This window comes from Devosia sp. P3_B2 (assembly GCF_056402875.1).
This window is the reverse complement of record NZ_JBFUGO010000002.1, coordinates 443,781-464,203: the sequence shown is the minus strand read 5'-3', so window position 1 is coordinate 464,203 and position 20,423 is coordinate 443,781. Positions and strand designations below refer to the sequence as shown.

Sequence of the window (20,423 nt, the reverse complement as noted above, 5' to 3'; positions counted from 1 at the left end):
TAGATAAGCTCGCGGCGAAGGTTGGGAAGCCTCGTTAGTCATTGTGAGTCCCCTATGCCGCAGACGTTCCGCGCGGTTGGCTATTTGCCGCCCGGTGAAGCCGGTACGCCCTTCGACCTCGCCATCCTGATGCACGATGAGCGCCGCGTGCGCCGTCGCATGCTGACGCTGGTGCATGGCGACACCGTGCTGGTCGATTTCCCCGAGCCGGTGACCCTGGCCGATCGCTCGTCGCTGAAGCTCGAGGACGGCCGGCTGGTCGAGATCATCGCCGGCGAGGAGCAGCTTTACGACGTCCGCGGGCGGGACAAGGAACACCTGATGCGGCTCTGCTGGCACCTGGGCAACCGGCATTTGAAGACGCAGATCGAGGACGGCCGGGTGCTGATCCTCCGCGATCACGTCATCCGCGACATGCTGCGCGGCCTCGGCGCCACGGTGACCGACGTGACCGAGCCGTTCAGCCCCGAGGAAGGGGCCTATTCGCATAGCCATGAACCGGCCCATGCGCTGCTCAATCGATGACTGATCCCGCTGCGCTGCAGAAACTGGTGACCTGGCTGTCGCCGGCCTTCCCGGTTGGCTCGTTTGCCTGGTCGGCCGGACTTGAGACGGCGATTGCGGATCGTCGCGTAACCGATTCCGAACGCTTGCAGAACTGGATCGAGGGCGCGCTGGCGCATGGGGGCATCCGGACGGATGCGATCCTCTTGGCGCATGCGCATCGCTCCGCGAACGATGCGGCGCTGCTGAGCGAGTTGGCCGACCTGTCGTTGGCGCTCAACGGCTCGAAAGAGCGCTGGCTCGAAACCACCATCACCGGCGATTCCTATGCCCGGGCCATGAAATTCTGGCCGTCGCACGTGCTGGAGTTGCTGCCGCAGCCCTGCCCCTACCCGGTCGCCGTCGGCGCCCTTGCCGCCGGCCACGGGATCGACCTCGCCGACACGCTTCTCGCCTGGCTCACTGCCACCGTCCACGGCCAGATCTCGGTGGCCGTCCGCCTCGTGCCGCTCGGCCAGTCCGATGGCCTCCGTCTCCTCTCTGCCCTCGAACCCCGTGTCGCCACGCTTGCGACATCCGCGGCTACGGCGACCCTTGCCGATCTCGGCGCGATCGCCTACGCCGCCGATATCGCGCAGATGCGCCACGAGACGCTGGAACCGAGGATTTTTCGTTCATGAGCATGGTGATTGCCGCCCTGATCTTTGTCGTGCTGCTGGCGGTGGGGCTCGCGCATCTGCTCTGGTCGGTCGGCAGCCCCTGGCCGATCCGCGATCCGGAGCTGCTGGCCCGCACTGTGATCGGCAAGCCCGGCGTCACCCGTGTGCCGCGTTTCGCCTCGCTGGTCGTCGCCATCCTGGTGCTCGTAGCGGGCGTCCTCGCCCTGTCTCTCGCCGACCATGCGGCCGGCGGCATCGGCCTGACGCTGATCGGCGTCGTGCTCGCCGCCGTGTTCCTCGGCCGCGGCGCCATCGGCTATACCGAGCGCTGGCGCACCGCCTTCCCTGTCGAGCCGTTCGCCACGCTCGACCGCAAGAACTATTCCCCGCTCTGCCTCGCGCTGGGCGCCGGCTACCTCCTCCTCGTCATCATGAGGCTCATATGAAATCGCTCAACGGTCCCCTCCGCGTCGGCATCGGCGGCCCCGTCGGCTCCGGCAAGACGACGCTCTGCGAAATGCTGCTGAAGGCGATGCGCGACCGCTACTCGATGGCGGTGGTCACCAACGACATCTACACCAAGGAAGACGCGCTGATCCTCAACCGGGTGCAGGCGATATCGGAAGATCGCATCGTCGGGGTCGAAACCGGCGGCTGCCCGCACACCGCGATCCGCGAAGACGCCTCGCTTAACCTCGCGGCGATCGCCGACCTTAATCGCAAGTTCCCCGACCTCGACATCATCCTGATCGAGTCCGGCGGCGACAATCTCGCCGCGACCTTCTCGCCCGACCTCGCCGACATCACGCTCTACGTGATCTCGGTGGCGCAGGGCGAAAAGATCCCGCGCAAAGGCGGCCCGGCCATCACCCGCTCGGACCTGCTGGTCGTCACCCACACCGACATCGCGCAATACGTGAACGCCAGCCTCGACGTGATGGAAGCCGACACCAGGAAGGTGCGCGAAGGCCGCCCTTACGTGTTCGCCGACCTGCTGCGCCGCGAAAACCTCGACGAGATCATCAGCTTCATCGAGCAGCAGGGCGGCCTGGCCCCGGCGCAGGCGGCGGAATAACGGTTACGCGCCCACCGAGATCACGTGGGTGACGAGGTTGCCGTCCTTGATGTGATGGACGAGCAACCCCGGCGGATCGGTTGCCGGCATCTTGCGTCCACGCGCCGCGAGCCCGCCCATCGGCGCGATCGAGGGCGCCAGGGCCGCCGGCAACCTGGCAAAGCGGGTGAACATCGGCCGGTGGAGGTGTCCGCAGCCGATCCCGAGCACGGTGTCGCGGGCGTCCTCGATCACCGCAGCGAGCCCCTCCTTGTTGCGGCAGTCGATCGTCTCGTACTGATCCATGCCGCAATCGAACGGGTGCTGGTGGAGAAAGATCAGCGCCGGCGCGCCGCCCGAGTTGAGCCGTGCCTCGAGCCATCCGAGCACCGGTGTCGCATCGCCGTGTGCCGCGCCCGGCACGATCACATCGAGCCCGATCAGCCTGACTCTGTCGCCGACCTCGACGACGCGGTTGAGCGGTCCATCGGCCGGCCCGCCGAAAACCTCGCGCATTGCCTCGCGGCTGTCGACATTGCCCGGCACCACCAGCACCGGCGCGCCGAGCGCAATGAGGCGTGCTTTCACCAAGGCGTAGTTGGCGGGGTAAGAGTTGGTGGCGAGGTCGCCGCTGACCGCCACGGCATCAGGCCTGAGTTCGGCAACCCACCGCAGCACCCGGTCGAACCGCTCGAGCGAGGAGGTTCCGTCGAGATGAATATCGCTCAGCTGGGCGATGAGCATGTGCGGGACCCGCTGATGTTGCGGTGCGAACTTGGCCCGCGCTTCCCGCCAAGGCAAGCGAGCGCCGGGCGGTTGCCCGCCCGGCGTGCTGGATCAGTAGAGGAATATCTCCGGGTTCCCCTTGGGATCGGCCACCGCCACCACGCGGTTGATGTCGATGTTGTGGGTCTTGAACCAGCCAGTCAGCCCGGCATCACCCTGGATCGCAGCGCGGAACTTGGTGAGATCGGCGTTCTTGCTGGTCTCGGCGCTGGCGATCTTGGTCAGGTCGGCCGGCTGGTACAACTGCTTGGTGTCGAACACCTTGACGCTCGTCGCCTTGTCGAGGAAGGCGAGATCGCCCGCCGTCCACTCGCCGATCATGCTGACGAGGTTGCTCACCGGCAGCGCATCGGCTTTCGCCGCGCTGACCACGGTGGCACTGTCACTGGCGAGGGCCATCGCCGGCGCGGTCGAAACCAGCGCGGCGAGGACGAGGGCAATCGAGGTCTTGAGGTTGATGTGCATTTTAGTCTCCATACGGGTCTGTTTTGGGCCGCAGGGCTAGCTCATGCTGAGCGAGCGGTCATCGGCGTGATTAGCGCGTCGACGGCAGGGATATCGCTCCCCGACCGCGGCGGATGTTGGGGGGCATCGCGGAGTTATTTAGCCGGAACAACGACGAATTCTTGTTCGCCTTGAAATAGTCTAATCATTAACGATCGTTAATCTTCGTAAGCTTTATCACGAGAAGTAGAGTATGAGCGAAATAGCCGACTACATCTTGCTGCGCCGCCATCTCACGGCCTCCATCCCGCCCGCCCAGTGGCCAGCGGGCGTGACGCGCGTTGCCTTCGACGTGGCGGACGTAAAGGCCATCCACGTGCTGATGCAGCGGGCCTATAGCAGCGGTTTCGGTGGGGTCGTGCCGGACTGGCTCGACTGGTGGGAGACGCTGCGGGCGGACAGCGAGTTCGACCGCGGCCTCTGCTTCGTCGCCAAGGCCGACGACGAGGTGGCGGGTTTCTGCCTCTGCTGGACCTCGAGCTTCGTCAAGGACCTGGTCGTGGCGCCGGAATGGCAGGGACACGGGCTCGGCGCGGCGCTGCTGACGGACGCAATGTGCGCCCTCCACGCCCGTGGCGCAACGGAGGTGCGGCTGAAGGTGGGCGACGGCAACGCCCGCGCACGACGGCTGTATGAGCGGATCGGATTTGCGAAGGCCTGACCGATAGTGACGGCCCCCTACTCCTTCGGCGTCTGTTCCGGCGGCACCTCGGGCGGCACCTCTTGCGGCGGAACGCCCGGGACCGTGTCCGGCTGTGGCGCCGGCTGCGGGGTTTCGGGCACTGGGGGCACTTCCTGGGGCGGCGGAGGCACTTCCGGCTTGGATGGCGGGATCTGGCCCTTCACCAGCGCTACGACCGACCGCGGCGGCAGCGTTGCGGCGCGATCTGCCAGCGGCAGCACCGCCTGATCGTCGGAAACCAGGCCCACGGTCCAGAAGCCTTCGGGCAACCGCGCCAATACCGGGTCGATACGGCGGTTGAACCACACGATGAGGTCCTCCTCTGCTGTCTGCAGCCGCATGCCCAACACCGAAGCGCCGGCATCGTTCCAGTCGCCCTCGTTCATCTCGCGGCCATCGGGGTGCAGCCAAGCCACGTCGCGTACGCCATGGCGGGTCTGGCCCGTGAGGAAATGGTCGTGCGTCAGCGCCGGGTGCATGCGGCGGAACTCGGCCAACGCCGAGACGAAATCCACCAGCGCGCCGTCGGCGTTCTCCCAGTCGACCCAGGTGATCTCGTTGTCCTGCGCGTAGGCGTTGTTGTTGCCGTGCTGGGTGCGGCCGAACTCGTCGCCCTGCTGGATCAGCGGCAGGCCGCGGCTGAGGAACAGCGTCGCCAGCAGCGCCCGTACGTCGCGGCGGCGCGCGGCATTGATCGCCGGATCGTCGGTCGGGCCTTCGACGCCGCAGTTCCACGAGGCATTGTTGTTGTGCCCGTCGCGATTGTTCTCGCCGTTCGCCTCGTTGTGCTTGTCGAGATAGGAGACGAGGTCGGCCAGCGTGAAGCCGTCGTGCACGGCGAGGAGGTTCACCCCCGCGCTCGGCTTCCGCCCCGCGAAATCGAAGATCTCGGCCGAGCCGGCCACCTTGCCGGCCAGCGCCCCGATCTTCCCCTGGTCGCCGCGCCAGAACGAGCGCACGTCATCGCGATAGGTATCGTTCCACTCGCGGAATTCCTTGCCGAACTGCCCGAGCTGGTAGCCGCCCGGACCCGGATCCCACGGCTCGGCCACGAGGATGGATTTGCTGAGCACCGGATCGGACTTGATCAGCTGCAACATCCTGGCGTTCGGGTTGAAGCCCGGCTCGCGCCCGAGGATCGGCGCGAGGTCGAAGCGGAAGCCGGAGACCCCCATTTCCTCGACCCAGTAGCGTAGGGATTCGATCACCAGCCGCTGCGTCGCCGGATGGTCGCAGCGGAGCGTATTGCCGGTGCCCGCGTCGTTGACGAGGTGCTGTTTGCCGTCGACTTCGACGAACCGGTAGTAGGTCCTGGCGTCGAGCCCCATCAGGCTCAGCATCGGGCCGTTCGCATCGCCCTCGCCAGTGTGGTTGTAGACCACGTCGAGGATCACCGAGATGCCCGCCTTGCGGTACACGTCGGTCATGTTGCGCAGTTCCTGCGGGCCCCGTGGCGCCAGTCGAGGATCGACCGCGAAATAGGTCACCGGGTTGTAGCCCCAGGCGTTGGTGAGGCCCATCGACGGCAGGTGGCCGTCGTCGATGAAGGCCGCGATTGGCATCAGCTCGACCGTATCGACCCCGAGATAGCGCAGGTGATCGACCACCCGCTTGGTGGTCAGACCCGCGAGCGTGCCGCGTAGCGGCCCCTGCACCGAGGGGTGGCGCATGGTGTAGCCGCGCACGTTGAGTTCGTAGAACAGCCCGGGCGCCTTGCGGCGTGGCGTGGCATTCTTGTTGTCGGCCGCCAGCACGATCGCCTTGGGGATCAGCGGCGCCGTGTCCACCGCCTCGTCGCGATTGAGGCGCAGCCGCGGCGAGCGCACGAAGGGGCGGTCGAGCCGGCGAGCATAGGGGTCGACCAGCAGCTTCGCCGGATCGAAGAAATAGCCCTGATCCGGATCGTAGCGGCCGTCGGCACGGAGGCCGTACCTAGCCCCTGCCCCGATATTGCCAATCAGCCCGAACCAGATGTGGTCCTCGTGCCCGTCGAGCGCGATACGCGCCGTTTCCTTGTCGAGTTCGTCGTAGATCGATACCCAGATCGCCGTCGCCGTCTCCGAATAGACGGCGAAGTTCACACCCTCGGCGGTGATCGTGGCGCCGAGTTTCTCCGGGCTGCCTGCGCCCGGGATCAATACGGGTTTCACTGCAACCGGGCCTTCAAGTGATAACGCTGGGCGCGTCACGGCCGGTGCGAGCTTTGATGCCGGCAAGGCTTTCGGCGATGGAAATGAGGGGAGAAAGTGCGGACTGGGTGTCGAGATCGTGCTGTCCATGCGGGGGCTCATACCTTTCAAGGTACAAGCGCAACGTGGCGCCAACCGTCCCGGTTCCACTGAGCCTCACGACGATGCGGCTGCCATCGGTGAAGCCGATCCGTACCCCTTGTTTCCCGCTGGTCGAGCCATCAACCGGGTCGTGATAGGTGAAGTCGTCGGCATAGGCCACCGGACGTCCCTCGATCGACTGGCCGGCAAGGCTCGGCAGCCTGGCGCGAAGGTCGTCCATCAGCGCGTTGGCGGGCGCCGCGTCGACCTCCTCGTAGTCGTGCCGGGTGTAGTAATTGCGGCCGTAGGTGGCCCAGTGATCCTGCACGATCATGTCGACGCTCTGCTGGCGCGCCGCGAGCACGTTGAGCCACAGCAGCACGGCCCAGAGGCCATCCTTCTCCCGCACGTGATTGGAGCCGGTGCCGGCCGATTCTTCGCCGCAGATGGTGACGCGGCCGGCGTCCAGCAGGTTGCCGAAGAACTTCCAGCCGGTCGGCGTCTCGTGCATTTCGATGCCGAGTTTCTCCGCCACCCGATCAGCAGCGGCGCTGGTCGGCATCGAGCGGGCGATGCCCGCGATTCCGGCCGCGTAGCCCGGTGCGCGCGGGGCATTGGCCGCGAGGATGGCGAGCGAGTCCGACGGGGTGACGAAGCGGTTGCGACCGATGATCAGGTTGCGATCGCCGTCGCCGTCCGACGCGGCGCCGAAATCCAGCGCCTGCTCGCTCATCATCAGGTCGTAGAGATCCTTGGCGTAGACGAGGTTCGGGTCGGGGTGCCCGCCGCCGAAATCCGGCGACGGCGTGCCATTGACGACAGTGCCAGCGGGCGCGCCGAGGATGTCCTCGAATATCTTGTGCGCGTAGGGCCCGGTCACCGCATGCATGGCGTCGAACCGCATGGTGAAGCCCGCGGCGAACATCGCGCGGATCTTGTCGAAATCGAACAGCGTCTCCATCAGCTCGGCGTAGTCGGCGACGGGGTCGATCACCTCCACCACCATGCCGGCCGAATGCTGCGTGCCGATGCGGGAAAGGTCCACGTCGGGGGCGTCGACGATCAGGTAGCGGTCGATCTCCTTGGAGCGCGCAAACACTGCGTCGGTGATCTTCTCGGGCGCCGGGCCGCCATTCGACACATTGTACTTGATGCCGAAATCGCCATCCGGACCGCCCGGATTGTGGCTAGCCGACAGCACCAGGCCGCCGAATGCCTTGTGGTGGCGGATGACGTGGCTGGCGGCCGGTGTCGACAGGATCCCGCCCTGCCCGACCAGCACGGCGCCGAAGCCGTTCGCCGAAGCGATCTTGATGATCGTCTGGATGGCGACGTCGTTGTAGTAGCGGCCGTCGCCGCCGATCACGAGCGTCTTGCCCTTGATCCCCTCGAGGCTGTCGAAGATCGACTGCACGAAGTTCTCGACATAGTTGGGCTGGCTGAAGACGGTCACACGCTTGCGGAGCCCGGAGGTGCCGGGCTTCTGGTCCGCGAACGGTGTCGTCTCAATCGTCAGAATCGTCATCGAGTTTGTGCCCCAGGAGTGACGCGTAGAGGTCGGCATACTTTTCGGCGCTGAGTTCCCAGGAGACGTCCGACTTCATCCCCCGGCGCTGCATCTTGTGCCACACCTTTGGCCGCGCGTAGAGGGCGATCGTCCGGCGGATCGCCTCGCCCAGCGCTTCCTCGGTGGCAGGTGAGAATACCACACCCGTGGCGACGCCCGCCTCCACCGCGGCTTCGTTGGCATCGATGATCGTATCGGCTAGCCCGCCCACCCGGCTCACCACCGGAATGCAGCCGTAGCGCAGGCCGTAGAGCTGGGTGAGGCCGCAAGGCTCGAACCGTGACGGGATCAGGATCGCGTCAGCGCCGGCCTGCACCAGATGGCTGAGGCCCTCGTCATAACCGATGATGGCGCCGACCTTGCCCGGATGGCGCAAGGCCGCGCGGGCAAAGCTGTCCTCGATCCACTTCTCGCCCGAACCGAGCACCACCAGCCGGCCGCCATGCCCGACGAGCCCGTCGATCAGCCCCGGCAGCATATCGAGGCCCTTCTGCCCGGTGAGCCGGCTGACCACCGAAAAGATCGGCCCCGGTCCCGGCTCCAGCCCGAAGCGCTCCTCGAGCACCGCCTTGTTGGCGGCCCGCTGGAACACCGTGCTCGCCCCATATGGCTGCGGCAGCACCGAGTCGGTCGCCGGGTTCCACTCGCCAGCATCGACGCCGTTGAGAATGCCCGTGACGGTATCGGAGCGCGACTGCAGCAATCCTTCGAGACCCATGCCGTAGGCGGCAGTCTTGATCTCATGCGCGTAGGTGGGGCTGACGGTCGTCACCTGATCAGCCAGCAGGAGGCCCGCCTTGAGGTAGCCGATATTGCCGAAATACTCGATCGAGCCGGTCCGCGCCGCCTCGTAGTCGAGCTTCAGCGCGTTGAACACGTCCCAGCCGAACACCCCCTGGAAAGCGATGTTGTGAACGGTCATCACCGTCTTTGCCGTGCTGCCGGGGTTGAACCGCACATAGGCCGGCACCAGTCCCGCCTGCCAGTCATGGCAGTGAAGAATGTCCGGCTGGTAGCCCTCGATCATGCCGCGCGAGATCTCGTAGGCGGCAAAGCTCAGCGCCGCAAAGCGCTGCCAGTTGTCCGCCCAGTCCTTGCCGTCTGGCCCGAGATAGGGATTGCCCGGCCGGTCGTAGAGGTGCGCTGCGTCGATGGCGATGACGTCGAGCCCGTTGGCCCGGCCGGCCACCAGCCGTGCGGTACCGCCGAACAAGTCCTCGAACCACAGCACCTGCCGGCCGCCCTCGAGCCCCGCCATCACCTTCGGATAGCCCGGCAGCAGCACGCGCATCGACACGCCATGTGGCGCCAGCGCCGCCGGCAGTGCACCGACGACATCTGCCAGGCCACCCGTCTTGATCAGCGGGTAAGCCTCCGATGCGACGGACAGGACTTCGATCATGGGCGCCGCCAGTTACTTGCTCGCCAGGTACTTGTCGATCATCGGCTGGGTGACCAAGGTCACGCCCTCGGCCGTGCGACGGAACCACTGCGCATCGAACTCCGGGTCCTCGCCGACGACGAGTCCCTCGGGCACGTGCACGCCGCGATCCACCACCACCTTCTTCAGCCGCGCGCCGCGTCCGATGGTGCAGTACGGCAGCACCACCGCCTCGTGCAGTTCGGAGTATGAGTGCACCCGGCTACCGGTGGAGAGCAGCGTCCGGTCCAGCGCACCGCCCGAGATGATGCAGTCACCGGAAACCAGCGAGTTCACCGCGGAGCCGCGCCGACCATCGAAATCGTGCACGAACTTGGCCGGCGGCGTGATCTCCGCGAAGGTCCAGATCGGCCAGTCGCGGTCGTAGAGGTCGAGCTGCGGGGTGACGTCGCAGAGGTCGATATTGGCCTTCCAGTACGCGTCCACGGTACCGACATCGCGCCAGTAGGCGACATCCTCGTTGGCCGAACGGACGCAGGAGCGCGGGAAGCGATGCGCCCAGGCCGAGCCGTTCTTGACGATGTAGGGAATGATGTCCTTGCCGAAGTCGCGCGACGAGCCTTCGGTGGCGGCGTCGCGGCGCAACTGCTCCATCAGGAAGCGCGTCTCGAACACGTAGATGCCCATCGAAGCGAGCGCCATTTCCGGCTTGTCGGGGATACCTGGCGGGTCCTTCGGTTTCTCGACGAAATCGACGATCCGGTCGCGCCCGTCCACATGCATCACGCCGAAGCCCGAGGCTTCCATGCGCGGCACTTCGAGGCAGCCGATGGTCACATCGGCTCCCGTGTCCACATGCTGCCGGAGCATGATTTCGTAGTCCATCTTGTAGATGTGGTCGCCGGCGAGCAGCACGATGTAGCGCGGGCCGTAATCCTCGATGATGTCCATGTTCTGGTACACGGCGTCCGCAGTGCCCTCGTACCACTGCGTCTCCGAGACGCGCTGGCTTGCCGGCAGCACGTCGAAACTCTCGTTTCGCTCAGTGCGGAGGAAGTTCCAGCCGCGCTGCAGGTGCCGGATCAATGAGTGCGCCTGATATTGCGTCGCCACCGAGATACGGCGGATGCCGGAGTTCAGCGCGTTCGACAACGCGAAATCGATGATGCGCGACTTGCCGCCGAAATACACAGCCGGCTTGGCACGCCGATCCGTCAGTTCGAACAGCCGGGTCCCCCGACCGCCCGCCAATACATACGCCATCGCCTCACGCGCCAGCGGCGACGGTGTCCGATAGTCAGCCATGCTTCCCTCCCTACACACCCAACTGGACGCCCCGCTTGGGCGGGGTCGTATTTCACCAACCCCGCCTAGGACGGGTCATACTTCAAGAACAGCGTCGACATCGGCGGCAAGTAGAGATCGGCATAGGGGCCGAGACCCTTCACCGTGCTCGCCTTGGCCACCACCCGGCCCTGGTTTCCCTTGTTCGTGCCGCCGTACCAGCCGGCATCGGTATTGAGCCGCTCGACCCAGTTGCCGACCAGCGGCATGGGCACGCGATAGTTTTCCCGCGGCGCCGGCGTCATGTTCGAGATCACCACGACCGGCTGCTCGCCCGGCGCCTTGCGGGCCCAGGCAAACACAGAATTGCTCTGATCATTTCCGATCAGCCACTCGAAACCTTCCGGCTCATTGTCGCGGGCATGGAGCGCCGGCAACTCGCGGTAGAGCGCATTGAGGTCGGTAACGAGCCGCCGCATGCCCTCATGCGCCGGCGCTTCCAACAGCCACCAGTCGAGCCCCTTGGCCTCGTTCCATTCCTCGCGCTGCGCGTATTCCTGGCCCATGAACAACAGTTTCTTGCCCGGCCAGCCCCACATGAAGCCGTAATAGGCGCGCAGGCCCGCAAACTGCCCCCAGTCGTCGCCGCCCATCTTGGCCAACAGCGAGCCCTTCCCGTGCACCACCTCATCGTGGCTCAGAGGAAGGATGAAGTTCTCCGCGTAACCATAGAGCGCCGCAAAGGTCATGTCGTTGTGGTGGTAGCGGCGATGGATCGGGTTGCGGCTCATGTAACGCAACGTGTCGTTCATGAAGCCCATGTTCCACTTGAAGCCGAAGCCCAGCCCGCCGGCATCCACCGGCGCACTCACCCCGCTCCACGAGGTCGATTCCTCGGCGATCATCATTACGCCCGGGTGCAGCCGGTAGGCCTCCTGGTTGACGCGCTTCAGGAACTCGACCGCCTCGAGGTTGTGATTGCCGCCGAACTGGTTCGGAATCCACTGCCCCGCCTGCCGCGAGTAATCGAGGTAGAGCATCGAGGCCACGGCATCGACCCGCAGCCCATCGAGGTGGAACGCCTCGAGCCAGTAGAGGGCGTTGTTGACGAGGAAGCTCACCACTTCCTTCCGCCCGAAATTGTAGATCGCGGTGTTCCAGTCGGGGTGGTAGCCCTGCCGCGGGTCCGCATGCTCGTAGAGCGCCGTGCCGTCGAAAAGCGCCAGACCGTGCTCATCGGTGGGGAAATGCGCCGGCACCCAGTCGAGGATGACGCCGAGCCCGGCCTCATGCGCTTTGTCGACGAAGTGCGCAAAACCCGCCGGGTCGCCATGGCGGGCCGTGGGGGAATAGAGCCCGGTGGGCTGGTAGCCCCAGCTCGGATCGAACGGATGCTCGGTGATCGGCATCAGCTCGATATGGGTGAAGCCGCTGTCGGCGGCATAGGGGATCAGCTGCTCCGCCAGTTGCTCGTAGCTCATGAACGAGCCATCGGCCCGGCGGCGCCAGGAGCCCAGGTGCACCTCGTAGATCGACACGGGCTTCCGCCGCCAGTCGGCCTTGGCGCGATCCTTCATGTACTTGTCGTCGGTCCAGCTGAACGGCTTGGGATCGGCAACCATCGAGGCCGTCTTCGGCCGCAACTCCGACTGCCGCGCGAATGGGTCGGCCTTGAGCGGCCGCAGTTGTCCGTCCGGCCCGACGATCTCGAACTTGTAGACCTCGCCCGGCCCTACATTGGGCACGAACACTTCCCACACTCCGGTATTGATCCGCACCCGCATCGGGTGCCGCCGGCCATCCCAGTCGTTGAATGGCCCCACCACGCTGACGCGCTTGGCGTTCGGCGCCCAGACGGCAAAGTGGGTTCCGTTGACGCCTTCGAACTCCATCGCGTGGGCGCCGAGCTTGTCGAACAGCCTCAGGTGCGAGCCTTCGCCGATATAGTAGTCGTCCATCGGACCGAGGACCGGCCCGAAGCTGTATGGATCGAGGACGTTCCATTCGCCGCCGTCATTGCGGGCGTGATAGTTCACCGGCTGCAGCTTGGTAAGCTTCACCACCCCCTCGAAGAACCCGTCGCCGCGAGGCTCCAGCTCACCGAGAATGCGGTTGTCCATCGTGCGGGCCGACACCGATTCCGCATGCGGAATGAAGGTGCGCGCCACCCAGACGCCATCGATCTCGTGCAATCCGAGAATGCCGAATGGGTCGGAGTGACCACCCGCAACGATCGCGCGGACGTCTTTGTCGTCCGCTTGCCACTTGGACTTGGTCACGCACTACCCCCCGACAACCGGGACACCCCAGATTTCCTTGGCGTACTGGGAAATAGTACGATCCGAGGAAAACCAGCTGACGTGAGCAGTGTTCCGGATAGCCATCGAATACCATTTGCGAGGCTTGTTCCAGAGGTCATCGACGCCCCGCTGCGCCGCGGCATACGCGTCGAAATCGCGCGCTACCATGAACCAGTCGTGGTCGTAGAGCCCGCCGATCAGGTCGCGATACCGGTTCGGGTCATCGGGCGAGAACACCCCCGACGAAATCGCCTCCAGCGCCTCGCGCAATGCTGGTGATTTGTCGATGGCGGCACGCGGCACGTCGCTGCGCTGCCGGATCTCGGCCACCTTGTCGGCGGTGAGCCCGAAGATCACCATGTTCTCCGGCCCCACCTGCTCGAGCATCTCGACATTGGCGCCGTCGAGCGTGCCGATGGTGAGCGCGCCATTGGCCATGAACTTCATGTTGCCGGTGCCTGAGGCCTCCATGCCGGCCGTCGAAATCTGCTCCGACAGGTCGGCCGCCGGGATGATCGTTTCGGCGAGGCTCACATTGTAATTGGGGAGGAACACCACCTTGAGCAGACCACGCACGGCAGGGTCGTTGTTGATGACCTTGGCCACGTCGTTGATCAGCTTGATGATCAGCTTGGCATTCCAATAGCCCGGCGCCGCCTTGCCGGCGAACACCTTGACCCGCGGGACCCAGTCCTTTTCGGGATGGGAACGGATCATCGAATACTGCGCCACTGCCTCGATGACGTTGAGCAGCTGGCGCTTGTATTCGTGGATGCGCTTCACCTGCACGTCGAACATGGCGTCGGGCGATACCGTGATCCCCAGCCGGTCCTTGATGACCTGCGCCAGCGCCACCTTGTTGGCCCGCTTCACCGCCTTGAACTGATCCTGGAAGGTCGGATCGTCCGCATGCTTGTCGAGCTCGGCGAGCAGCGAGAAATCGTCCTGGAACTCCGACCCGATCCGCTCCCCGATCAGCTTGGTGAGGCCCGGGTTGCACTGCAGCAGCCAGCGCCGCGGCGTCACGCCGTTGGTCTTGTTGTTGATCCGGTCCGGATAGAGCCGGTCGAGATCGGAGAACAGCGTCTTCTTGAGCAGTTCCGAATGGAGCGCCGAGACGCCGTTGATCGAGTGCGAGCCGACGAAGGCCAGTTGCCCCATGCGAACGCGGCGGCTGCCATGCTCGTCGATCAGCGACAGATTGGCGATCTGCCCATCGGTGAAGCCACCCATCTTGCGGGCCTCGGTCAGCACCTCGGCGTTGATCGCGTAGATGATCTGCATCTGCCGCGGCAGCATCCGCTCGAGCAGCCCAACCGGCCAGGTCTCCAGCGCTTCGGGCAGGAGCGTATGGTTGGTGTAGCCGAACGTCGCCTTGGTCAGCTTCCAGGCCTGGGCCCAGCCCATGCCGTGGATATCGATCAGGATGCGCATCAGCTCGGCGATCGAAATCGCCGGGTGCGTGTCGTTGAGCTGGATCGCCACCTTGTCCGAGAGCGAGCCGAGGTCGCCGTAGGCCTGCATGTGCCGACGCACGATGTCCTGCAGCGAAGCCGAGGAAAAGAAGAACTCCTGGCGCAGCCGCAGTTCCTGCCCGGACGGGGTTGAATCGGCAGGGTAGAGAACCCGCGTAACCGCCGCTGCCTTCGAGCTTTCTTCCAGCGCGCCGATATGGTCGCCGGCGTTGAACTTGTCGAGCAGGATCGGATCGATCGGCTGCGCCGACCAGAGCCGCAGCGTGTTCACTCGTTTGCCGCGCCAGCCGACGATCGGGGTATCGAAGGCCACCGCCAGGAGGTGCTCGGCCGGCCGCCATTCGAGGCGGGTCGACCCATCGGGCTCCTGCACCGGCTCGACGTGGCCGCCAAAGCCGATTTCGTACGAACTCTCGCGCCGCTCGAACTCCCACGGGTTGCCATGGGCGAGCCAGTCCTCCGGCAGTTCGACCTGCCAGCCTTCGCTCATTTCCTGACGGAACAGGCCGTGGACGTAGCGAATGCCGTAGCCGTAGGCCGGGATGTTGACCGTCGCCATCGACTCCATGAAGCACGCGGCGAGGCGGCCGAGACCGCCATTGCCCAGCGCCGCATCGGGCTCGAGGTTGATCAGGTCGCCGAGGTCGACATTGAAGTTCTTGAGCGCGGCGCGCACCGGCTCCATCACCCCGATATTGCTCATCGCATCGCGCATCAGGCGGCCGATGAGGAACTCGAGGCTCAGGTAGTAGACGCGCTTGTTGGAGGTCCGCCAGGTCTCGCGGCTCGACTCCATCCACTGGTCGATGATCCGGTCGCGCACGGCGAGGATCGTCGCCTTCAGCCAATCATGCGGCCGCGCGACAATGGGGTCCTTGCCGATGGAATAGGTGAGTTTTTCGAGGATTTCCGCCTGTATCGCCTCGACGCTAAGCGCGCGCCGTTCCGGGACCGGGGCATCCAATACGAGAGGGCTTTGCGGCATTGTCGCATCCAAGCAGCATGACGATGTATTCCCCTCTAGACGGGTACTGTTGCATTGAATCGGTACGCTGGGAAGGCCTGTCGAGAACGGTTCTAAGGCAGCGTGCCTAAAGCTTGATCGCTGCGGGCGCGCTGCTGCTCCGTCGCTAAACCTTCGCCGCATCCTCGTCCGGCACGATGATCGGCTCGGACGGCCCCGCCACCGTGCCACTCTCGCGCGCCTGGTCCTCGGCGTTGGAGAGCAGCAGGTCCCTGCCCGCCTGGATGCCGCCGACCAGTTGCGCCGCGAAGCGCTGGCGGTCGCGCTCGCGAACCCCTTCGATGATCTCCTCGACCTCGACCATGTCGGTACCAAGCTCGCGCAGCGTCTCGGCGCCGAACTCCAGTGCCGATTCGAACAGCTCGCGTATCTGGTAGTCCACGCCCAGTTCCACGAGCTTGAGCGCATGGCCGCGATCGAAGGCGCGGGCGAAGACCTTGGCCAGCGGATACTCCGCCTTCACCAGCTCGACGATGCGCAGCGCCGAATCCTTGTTGTCGACGCACACAAGGATGGCGTCGGAATTGCCGGCACCGGCGGCCCGCAGGATATCGAGCCGCGTGCCGTCCCCGTAGTAGACCTTCATGCCGAACTGCCCGGCGGCCCGGATCATGTCGGTGTCGTTGTCGATGATCGAGATCTTGTGGCCCTTGGCGATCAGCGGCTGGCTGGCAATCTGCCCGAACCGGCCGAAGCCGATGACGAGGATGTCGCCGGTCAACAGCCCATCGACCTTTTCCACCCCCTCGAACGACTGCTCGGGCTTGGGCAGGAACTTCAGCAGCATCATCGAGAACGGCGTCAGTACCATCGAAATGATCACCGTCGCCGTGAACATGGCGTTGAGCTCGGCGCTCAGCAGCCCGCCGCCGGTCGCGGTGGTGTAGAGCACGAAGGCGAATTCGCCGCCCTGCGCCATCAGCACGGCCCGCTCCAGCCCCAGCGCATGCCCGCCGCCCAGCGCCCGGCACAGCCCATAGATCGCCCCGCCCTTGAGCAGCATGTAGCAAAGCACTGAGAGCGCGATGAACTGCCAGTTGGCGCCCACGACCGTCAGGTCGAGCGACATGCCGACCGCGAGGAAGAACAACCCCAGGAGCAACCCGCGGAACGGCTCGACATCGGCTTCGAGCTGATGCCGGAAGGTCGACGTCGAGAGCAGCACGCCGGCGAGGAACGCTCCCATCGCCATCGACAGCCCGCCCAACTGCATGATCAGCGCCGCGCCGAGCACCACCAGCAGCGCCGCAGCGGTCATCACCTCGCGCGCCCTCGACTCGGCCAGGAGCCGGAACACCGGGTTCAGCACCCAGCGGCCGGCAAAGATCACCGTCACCACCGATGCCGCGGCGACGCCGACGCTGATCCACCGCTGCAGCGCGCTGGCATCCGTATCGACGCCCGGCGAGATGAACGCCACTACCGCCAAAAGCGGCACGATGGCGAGATCCTCGAGCAGCAGCACCGAGACGATCTTCTGCCCCGCCGGGCTCTGCAACTCGCCGCGCTCCGAGAGAATCTGCATCACGATCGCCGTCGAAGTCAGCACGAACCCCATGCCGGCAACGAACGCCACCGGTGGCGTTAGGCCCAGGAGGATCACCCCGGCAATGGTCAGCACTGCGCCGCACAGCGCCACCTGCAGCACGCCGAGCCCGAAGATCTGCTTGCGCAGCGACCAGAGCTTGGCCGGTTCCATCTCCAACCCGACGATGAACAGGAACAGCACCACGCCCAGCTCGGCCGCGTGCAGCACGGCCTGGGGATCGTTGATCAGCCCGAGGCCGAACGGCCCGATCGCCAGCCCGGCCGCGAGATATCCTAGCACCGAGCCGAGCCCCAGCCGCCGGAATAGCGGTACGGCGATGACCCCAGCGCCGAGCAGTGCCACGACCTGCACCAGATCGACGCCGCCAAGTGCGGCTGCCTCCGCTGCATGCGCCACTGCTTCGCCGGCCATCGCTCACCTCTCGCAAATCGGAAAGAACGAACCGTGAGGCCTTGGGGCTGGAGCGTCAAGGCTACCTATGCGGGCAGGTGCGATGCACCGCCTAGGCTGCCCCCGCGGCCTTGGTCTTGCGTGGCGCCGGCTTGGGTTTGACCGGGGCTGCTGGAACCGTCGTGACCGTTGCCGGCACCGCAGCTGCTGTCGCGGCTTGGGACTCCGCCGCATCCTGCGCGGCCTTCTGCTCCGCCTTCCGTCGCATCGCCAGTGGCGCGGGCATCCGCATCGGCAGGATATGCCTCGCCATCGAGGAGATCACCAGCAGCGACGGGACGGCGATGAAGCCGCCGACCGGTCCCCACGACCACAGCCAATAGGTGATGGCGATGAGGATCAGGAACGGGTTGATCAGCATCGTCCGGCCCAGCAGATGCGGCGTGACGAAATTGCCTTCGACGAAGTTGAGCAACAGATAAAGCCCGACCGGCAGCAGCGCGCCTTCCAGCCCGTTCAGCGTGCCCAGCCCCACCGCGAACAGGATGGCGACCATCACGGCCTGTCCGACGAACGGAATGAAGTTCAGCACCGCCGCCAGCGCCCCCCAGAGGATCGGGGTCGGCATGCCGATCAGCGCCATCAGGATCGCCACCCCGACGCCCATGCCGATATTGATGGCACTCACGGTGAGGAGGAACCGCGACACCTGCTCCTCGACATCGCGGAACACATGTGCTGTGCGCCACCGCATGCGGCGCGTCGCGCACAGTGACAGGACGAAAATGCGTATCTGGTCGCGCGTTGCCATGAAGAAATAGAGGCTCGCGAGGAAGATCAGGATCTGCGCCAGGAGGGCCGGCGCCGTGAACGCCACGTTCTGCACCGCGCTGTCATCCTCGACGGTGACGGTGACGGTCGAGGGGTCGGAGCCGAACACTTCCTTCACCTGCTCCTGCAGCGTGCCCACCGCCCCGAGCGGTTCCTTCCAGTTGGCCAGTTCCTGGCGGAACGCCTCCCAGATCACCGGGATGCGCTCGATGAGATCGCTCAGCGGCGCGGCAAACAGCAGTGCACTGAGCCCGATAAGCGCGAGGAACAACAGCACCACCACGCCCGCCGAAACACTGTCCGCGATGCCGCGCTTGTCCATCATGTCGGCGATGGGACCGAACATCAGCCCCACGGTGACGGCGAGAAACACCGGCGCGAGCACTACTTCGCCCAGCTTCAGGGCGATGAGCATCGCCAAGAGGCCCATGAATACGAGGGCCAGTTGCGAGCTGTTGGACAGGATGCGTTCGAAATGGGTGTTCGAGATTTCCCTGAGCAGGCGGGGCGACGGACCGCGGCGCACTTTGTTAGGCATATGTTCCTCCGTCGCACTTAACTCGCAAGGTCCCGGCCAGTTCCTCACATCGACGCAATGATGAACGCCCACTATCATGCCGGCGGAATCATTTTCTCAGGGGCTCGCGCTAAGCCAATGGCACGCAAGATCATTATCGACACCGACCCGGGTCAGGACGACGCCGTGGCGATCCTCATGGCGCTCGCCTCGCCCGCCGATTTCGACATCCTCGGCATCGTTGCCGTCGCCGGTAACGTCAGCCTGGCGCAGAACGCCCGCAACGCGCTGAAGGTCGTCGAGCTCTCGGGGCGCAAGGACATCGCCGTCTATGCCGGCTGCGAGCGTCCGATGCGCCGCACGCTGGTGACCGCCGAGCACGTACACGGCGAGACGGGCCTCGATGGCCCGGACCTGCCGCTTCCGAAGCTCCAGATCGAGGACCAGCACGGCGTCGACTTCATCATCGAGACGCTGCTGGCGCACGAGCCGGGCACGGTGACGCTCGCCACCCTCGGGCCGCTGACCAATGTCGCCATGGCGATGGTCAAGGAGCCGCGCATCATCGGCCGCATCCAGGAAATCGTCATGATGGGCGGCGGCTATTTCGAGGGCGGCAACATCACCCCCGTCGCCGAGTTCAACATCTATGTGGATCCGGACGCCGCCGATATCGTACTGCGCTCGGGTGTGCCGATCGCCATGCTGCCGCTCGACGTGACCCATATGATCCTGTCGACGCCCGACCGGCTCGCCAAGATCCGCGCGCTGGGCAACAAGGCCGGCGAGGCGGTCTACCAGATGCTCAGCTTCTCGGAGCGCTTCGATCTCACCAAATACGGCTCGAACGGCGCGCCGCTGCATGACCCCTGCGTCATCGCCTATATGCTGAAGCCCGATCTGTTCGAAGGCCGCCACATCAACGTGGTGATCGAGACCTCGAGCGAGCTCACGGTGGGCATGACCGTCGCCGACTACTGGGGCGTCACCGGCCGGGTGAAGAACGTCACCTACCTGCGCTCGGGCGACGCCGCCGGCTTCTACGAGCTGTTGACGGAGCGCCTGAGCCGCCTGCCGTAAACCTGCCGTTATGACGCCGGGGGCATCCTTGTCGCCGTTGTGGCGGTGGCAAGCGATGGGCAGTAGCGCGCGACAGGCAAAGTACCCCGTTCTGAGACGCAAGCGCAGCCACGCCCCGGAGCGTCCGGCCGTGGCACCCGATGCCGCGCCCGTTGACGATGGGATCCGCCATTTCGTCATCGAGATGGGCTGGGCCTGCCGCCTCGTCGTTGCCGCCTTCGGCCTCCTTTACGCCATCGCGCTCATCTGGAAGGCGCTCAGCCTGATCAGCTGGCTCGGCGTCGCCGCGCCACTGCCCGGCGTCTTTCTCGTCGTCCTTGGCCTGCCCTGGACCCTCGCCGCCGCAACGGTGCCCGACCAGTGGCAACCTCTCGTCGCGGCCCTCGCGCCGGGCATCACTCTGCTCATTCTCCTCGCCCTCTGCCACCGCCGCCGCCATTCGCCCCGAGCATAAAAGATCCCCGGCTCCGTTACGGAAGCCGGGGCAAGTTCCCTCTTAGAGACGTGGCGTGTGCGAGGGAGGAGCTCTTGGCCGGGGCGCCAGGTCAGCGCGGCGCCCGTATGGC

Annotated in this window: 17 protein-coding genes; 7 read left to right on the top strand and 10 right to left on the bottom strand. The window is 65.5% G+C overall.

All coding sequences use genetic code 11. From position 1 onward, the window contains the following. The first annotated feature begins 54 nt into the window (after positions 1 to 54). From AC1DV8_RS05105 to ureG, 4 genes are read left to right on the top strand one after another with little or no spacing between them, the layout of a single operon-like run. Entirely contained in the window at positions 55 to 525 is a 471-nt protein-coding gene (locus tag AC1DV8_RS05105) for an urease accessory protein UreE (RefSeq protein WP_477148968.1), read from the top strand. After that, positions 522 to 1,184: an urease accessory protein UreF gene (locus AC1DV8_RS05100; RefSeq protein WP_477156705.1), complete on the top strand. Its 663-nt coding sequence runs from the start codon at positions 522 to 524 to the stop codon at positions 1,182 to 1,184. Before AC1DV8_RS05105 ends, AC1DV8_RS05100 begins: the two co-directional genes overlap by 4 nt. Beyond that, complete coding sequence (locus AC1DV8_RS05095; protein WP_477148966.1) at positions 1,181 to 1,609, top strand: DUF3995 domain-containing protein; 429 nt, start codon at positions 1,181 to 1,183, stop codon at positions 1,607 to 1,609. The genes AC1DV8_RS05100 and AC1DV8_RS05095 overlap by 4 nt, the downstream gene beginning before the upstream one ends. Further along, the gene (ureG, locus tag AC1DV8_RS05090) at positions 1,606 to 2,238 is read left to right on the top strand and encodes an urease accessory protein UreG (RefSeq protein ID WP_477156704.1); all 633 of its coding nucleotides are present in this window, start codon (positions 1,606 to 1,608) and stop codon (positions 2,236 to 2,238) included. The genes AC1DV8_RS05095 and ureG overlap by 4 nt, the downstream gene beginning before the upstream one ends. Before the next feature lie 3 nt (positions 2,239 to 2,241). Here the strand turns inward: ureG and AC1DV8_RS05085 are convergent, their stop codons facing one another. Together AC1DV8_RS05085 and AC1DV8_RS05080 are read right to left on the bottom strand one after the other, a co-directional pair. After that, positions 2,242 to 2,961: a metallophosphoesterase gene (locus AC1DV8_RS05085; RefSeq protein WP_477156703.1), complete on the bottom strand. Its 720-nt coding sequence runs from the start codon at positions 2,959 to 2,961 to the stop codon at positions 2,242 to 2,244. A 93-nt stretch (positions 2,962 to 3,054) separates the two neighbouring features. After that, on the bottom strand, positions 3,055 to 3,468 hold the full coding sequence (locus tag AC1DV8_RS05080) for a hypothetical protein (RefSeq protein ID WP_477148963.1): 414 nt from the start codon (positions 3,466 to 3,468) through the stop codon (positions 3,055 to 3,057). A gap of 232 nt (positions 3,469 to 3,700) precedes the next feature. Between AC1DV8_RS05080 and AC1DV8_RS05075 the strand changes: the two genes are divergently transcribed. Then, on the top strand, positions 3,701 to 4,168 hold the full coding sequence (locus tag AC1DV8_RS05075) for a GNAT family N-acetyltransferase (protein ID WP_477156702.1): 468 nt from the start codon (positions 3,701 to 3,703) through the stop codon (positions 4,166 to 4,168). A 17-nt stretch (positions 4,169 to 4,185) separates the two neighbouring features. On the opposite strand, the gene glgX is transcribed toward AC1DV8_RS05075, so the two are convergent. From glgX to AC1DV8_RS05035, 8 genes are all read right to left on the bottom strand, one after another. Further along, complete coding sequence (glgX, locus tag AC1DV8_RS05070; RefSeq protein WP_477156701.1) at positions 4,186 to 6,339, bottom strand: glycogen debranching protein GlgX; 2,154 nt, start codon at positions 6,337 to 6,339, stop codon at positions 4,186 to 4,188. Positions 6,340 to 6,352: 13 nt separating this feature from the next. Continuing rightward, positions 6,353 to 7,984 (bottom strand): alpha-D-glucose phosphate-specific phosphoglucomutase, encoded by a 1,632-nt coding sequence (locus AC1DV8_RS05065; RefSeq protein WP_477156700.1) that lies wholly within the window; start codon positions 7,982 to 7,984, stop codon positions 6,353 to 6,355. After that, positions 7,965 to 9,425, bottom strand: coding sequence for a glycogen synthase GlgA (glgA, locus tag AC1DV8_RS05060; RefSeq protein ID WP_477156762.1), 1,461 nt, complete (start codon positions 9,423 to 9,425; stop codon positions 7,965 to 7,967). Before glgA ends, AC1DV8_RS05065 begins: the two co-directional genes overlap by 20 nt. 15 nt (positions 9,426 to 9,440) lie before the next feature. Further along, complete coding sequence (gene glgC, locus AC1DV8_RS05055; RefSeq protein WP_477148959.1) at positions 9,441 to 10,712, bottom strand: glucose-1-phosphate adenylyltransferase; 1,272 nt, start codon at positions 10,710 to 10,712, stop codon at positions 9,441 to 9,443. 65 nt (positions 10,713 to 10,777) lie between these two features. After that, entirely contained in the window at positions 10,778 to 12,970 is a 2,193-nt protein-coding gene (gene glgB, locus AC1DV8_RS05050; RefSeq protein ID WP_477156699.1) for a 1,4-alpha-glucan branching protein GlgB, read from the bottom strand. 3 nt (positions 12,971 to 12,973) lie between these two features. Beyond that, positions 12,974 to 15,451, bottom strand: a complete 2,478-nt coding sequence (locus tag AC1DV8_RS05045; protein WP_477156698.1) for a glycogen/starch/alpha-glucan phosphorylase — start codon at positions 15,449 to 15,451, stop codon at positions 12,974 to 12,976. Positions 15,452 to 15,596: 145 nt separating this feature from the next. Then, positions 15,597 to 17,450: a monovalent cation:proton antiporter-2 (CPA2) family protein gene (locus tag AC1DV8_RS05040; protein ID WP_477156697.1), complete on the bottom strand. Its 1,854-nt coding sequence runs from the start codon at positions 17,448 to 17,450 to the stop codon at positions 15,597 to 15,599. 91 nt (positions 17,451 to 17,541) lie between these two features. Next, entirely contained in the window at positions 17,542 to 18,798 is a 1,257-nt protein-coding gene (locus AC1DV8_RS05035) for an AI-2E family transporter (RefSeq protein WP_477156696.1), read from the bottom strand. Positions 18,799 to 18,915: 117 nt separating this feature from the next. Between AC1DV8_RS05035 and AC1DV8_RS05030 the strand changes: the two genes are divergently transcribed. Beyond that, positions 18,916 to 19,857: a nucleoside hydrolase gene (locus AC1DV8_RS05030; RefSeq protein WP_477156695.1), complete on the top strand. Its 942-nt coding sequence runs from the start codon at positions 18,916 to 18,918 to the stop codon at positions 19,855 to 19,857. 130 nt (positions 19,858 to 19,987) lie between these two features. Further along, positions 19,988 to 20,311: a hypothetical protein gene (locus tag AC1DV8_RS05025; RefSeq protein ID WP_477148953.1), complete on the top strand. Its 324-nt coding sequence runs from the start codon at positions 19,988 to 19,990 to the stop codon at positions 20,309 to 20,311. Positions 20,312 to 20,423 lie beyond the last annotated feature (112 nt).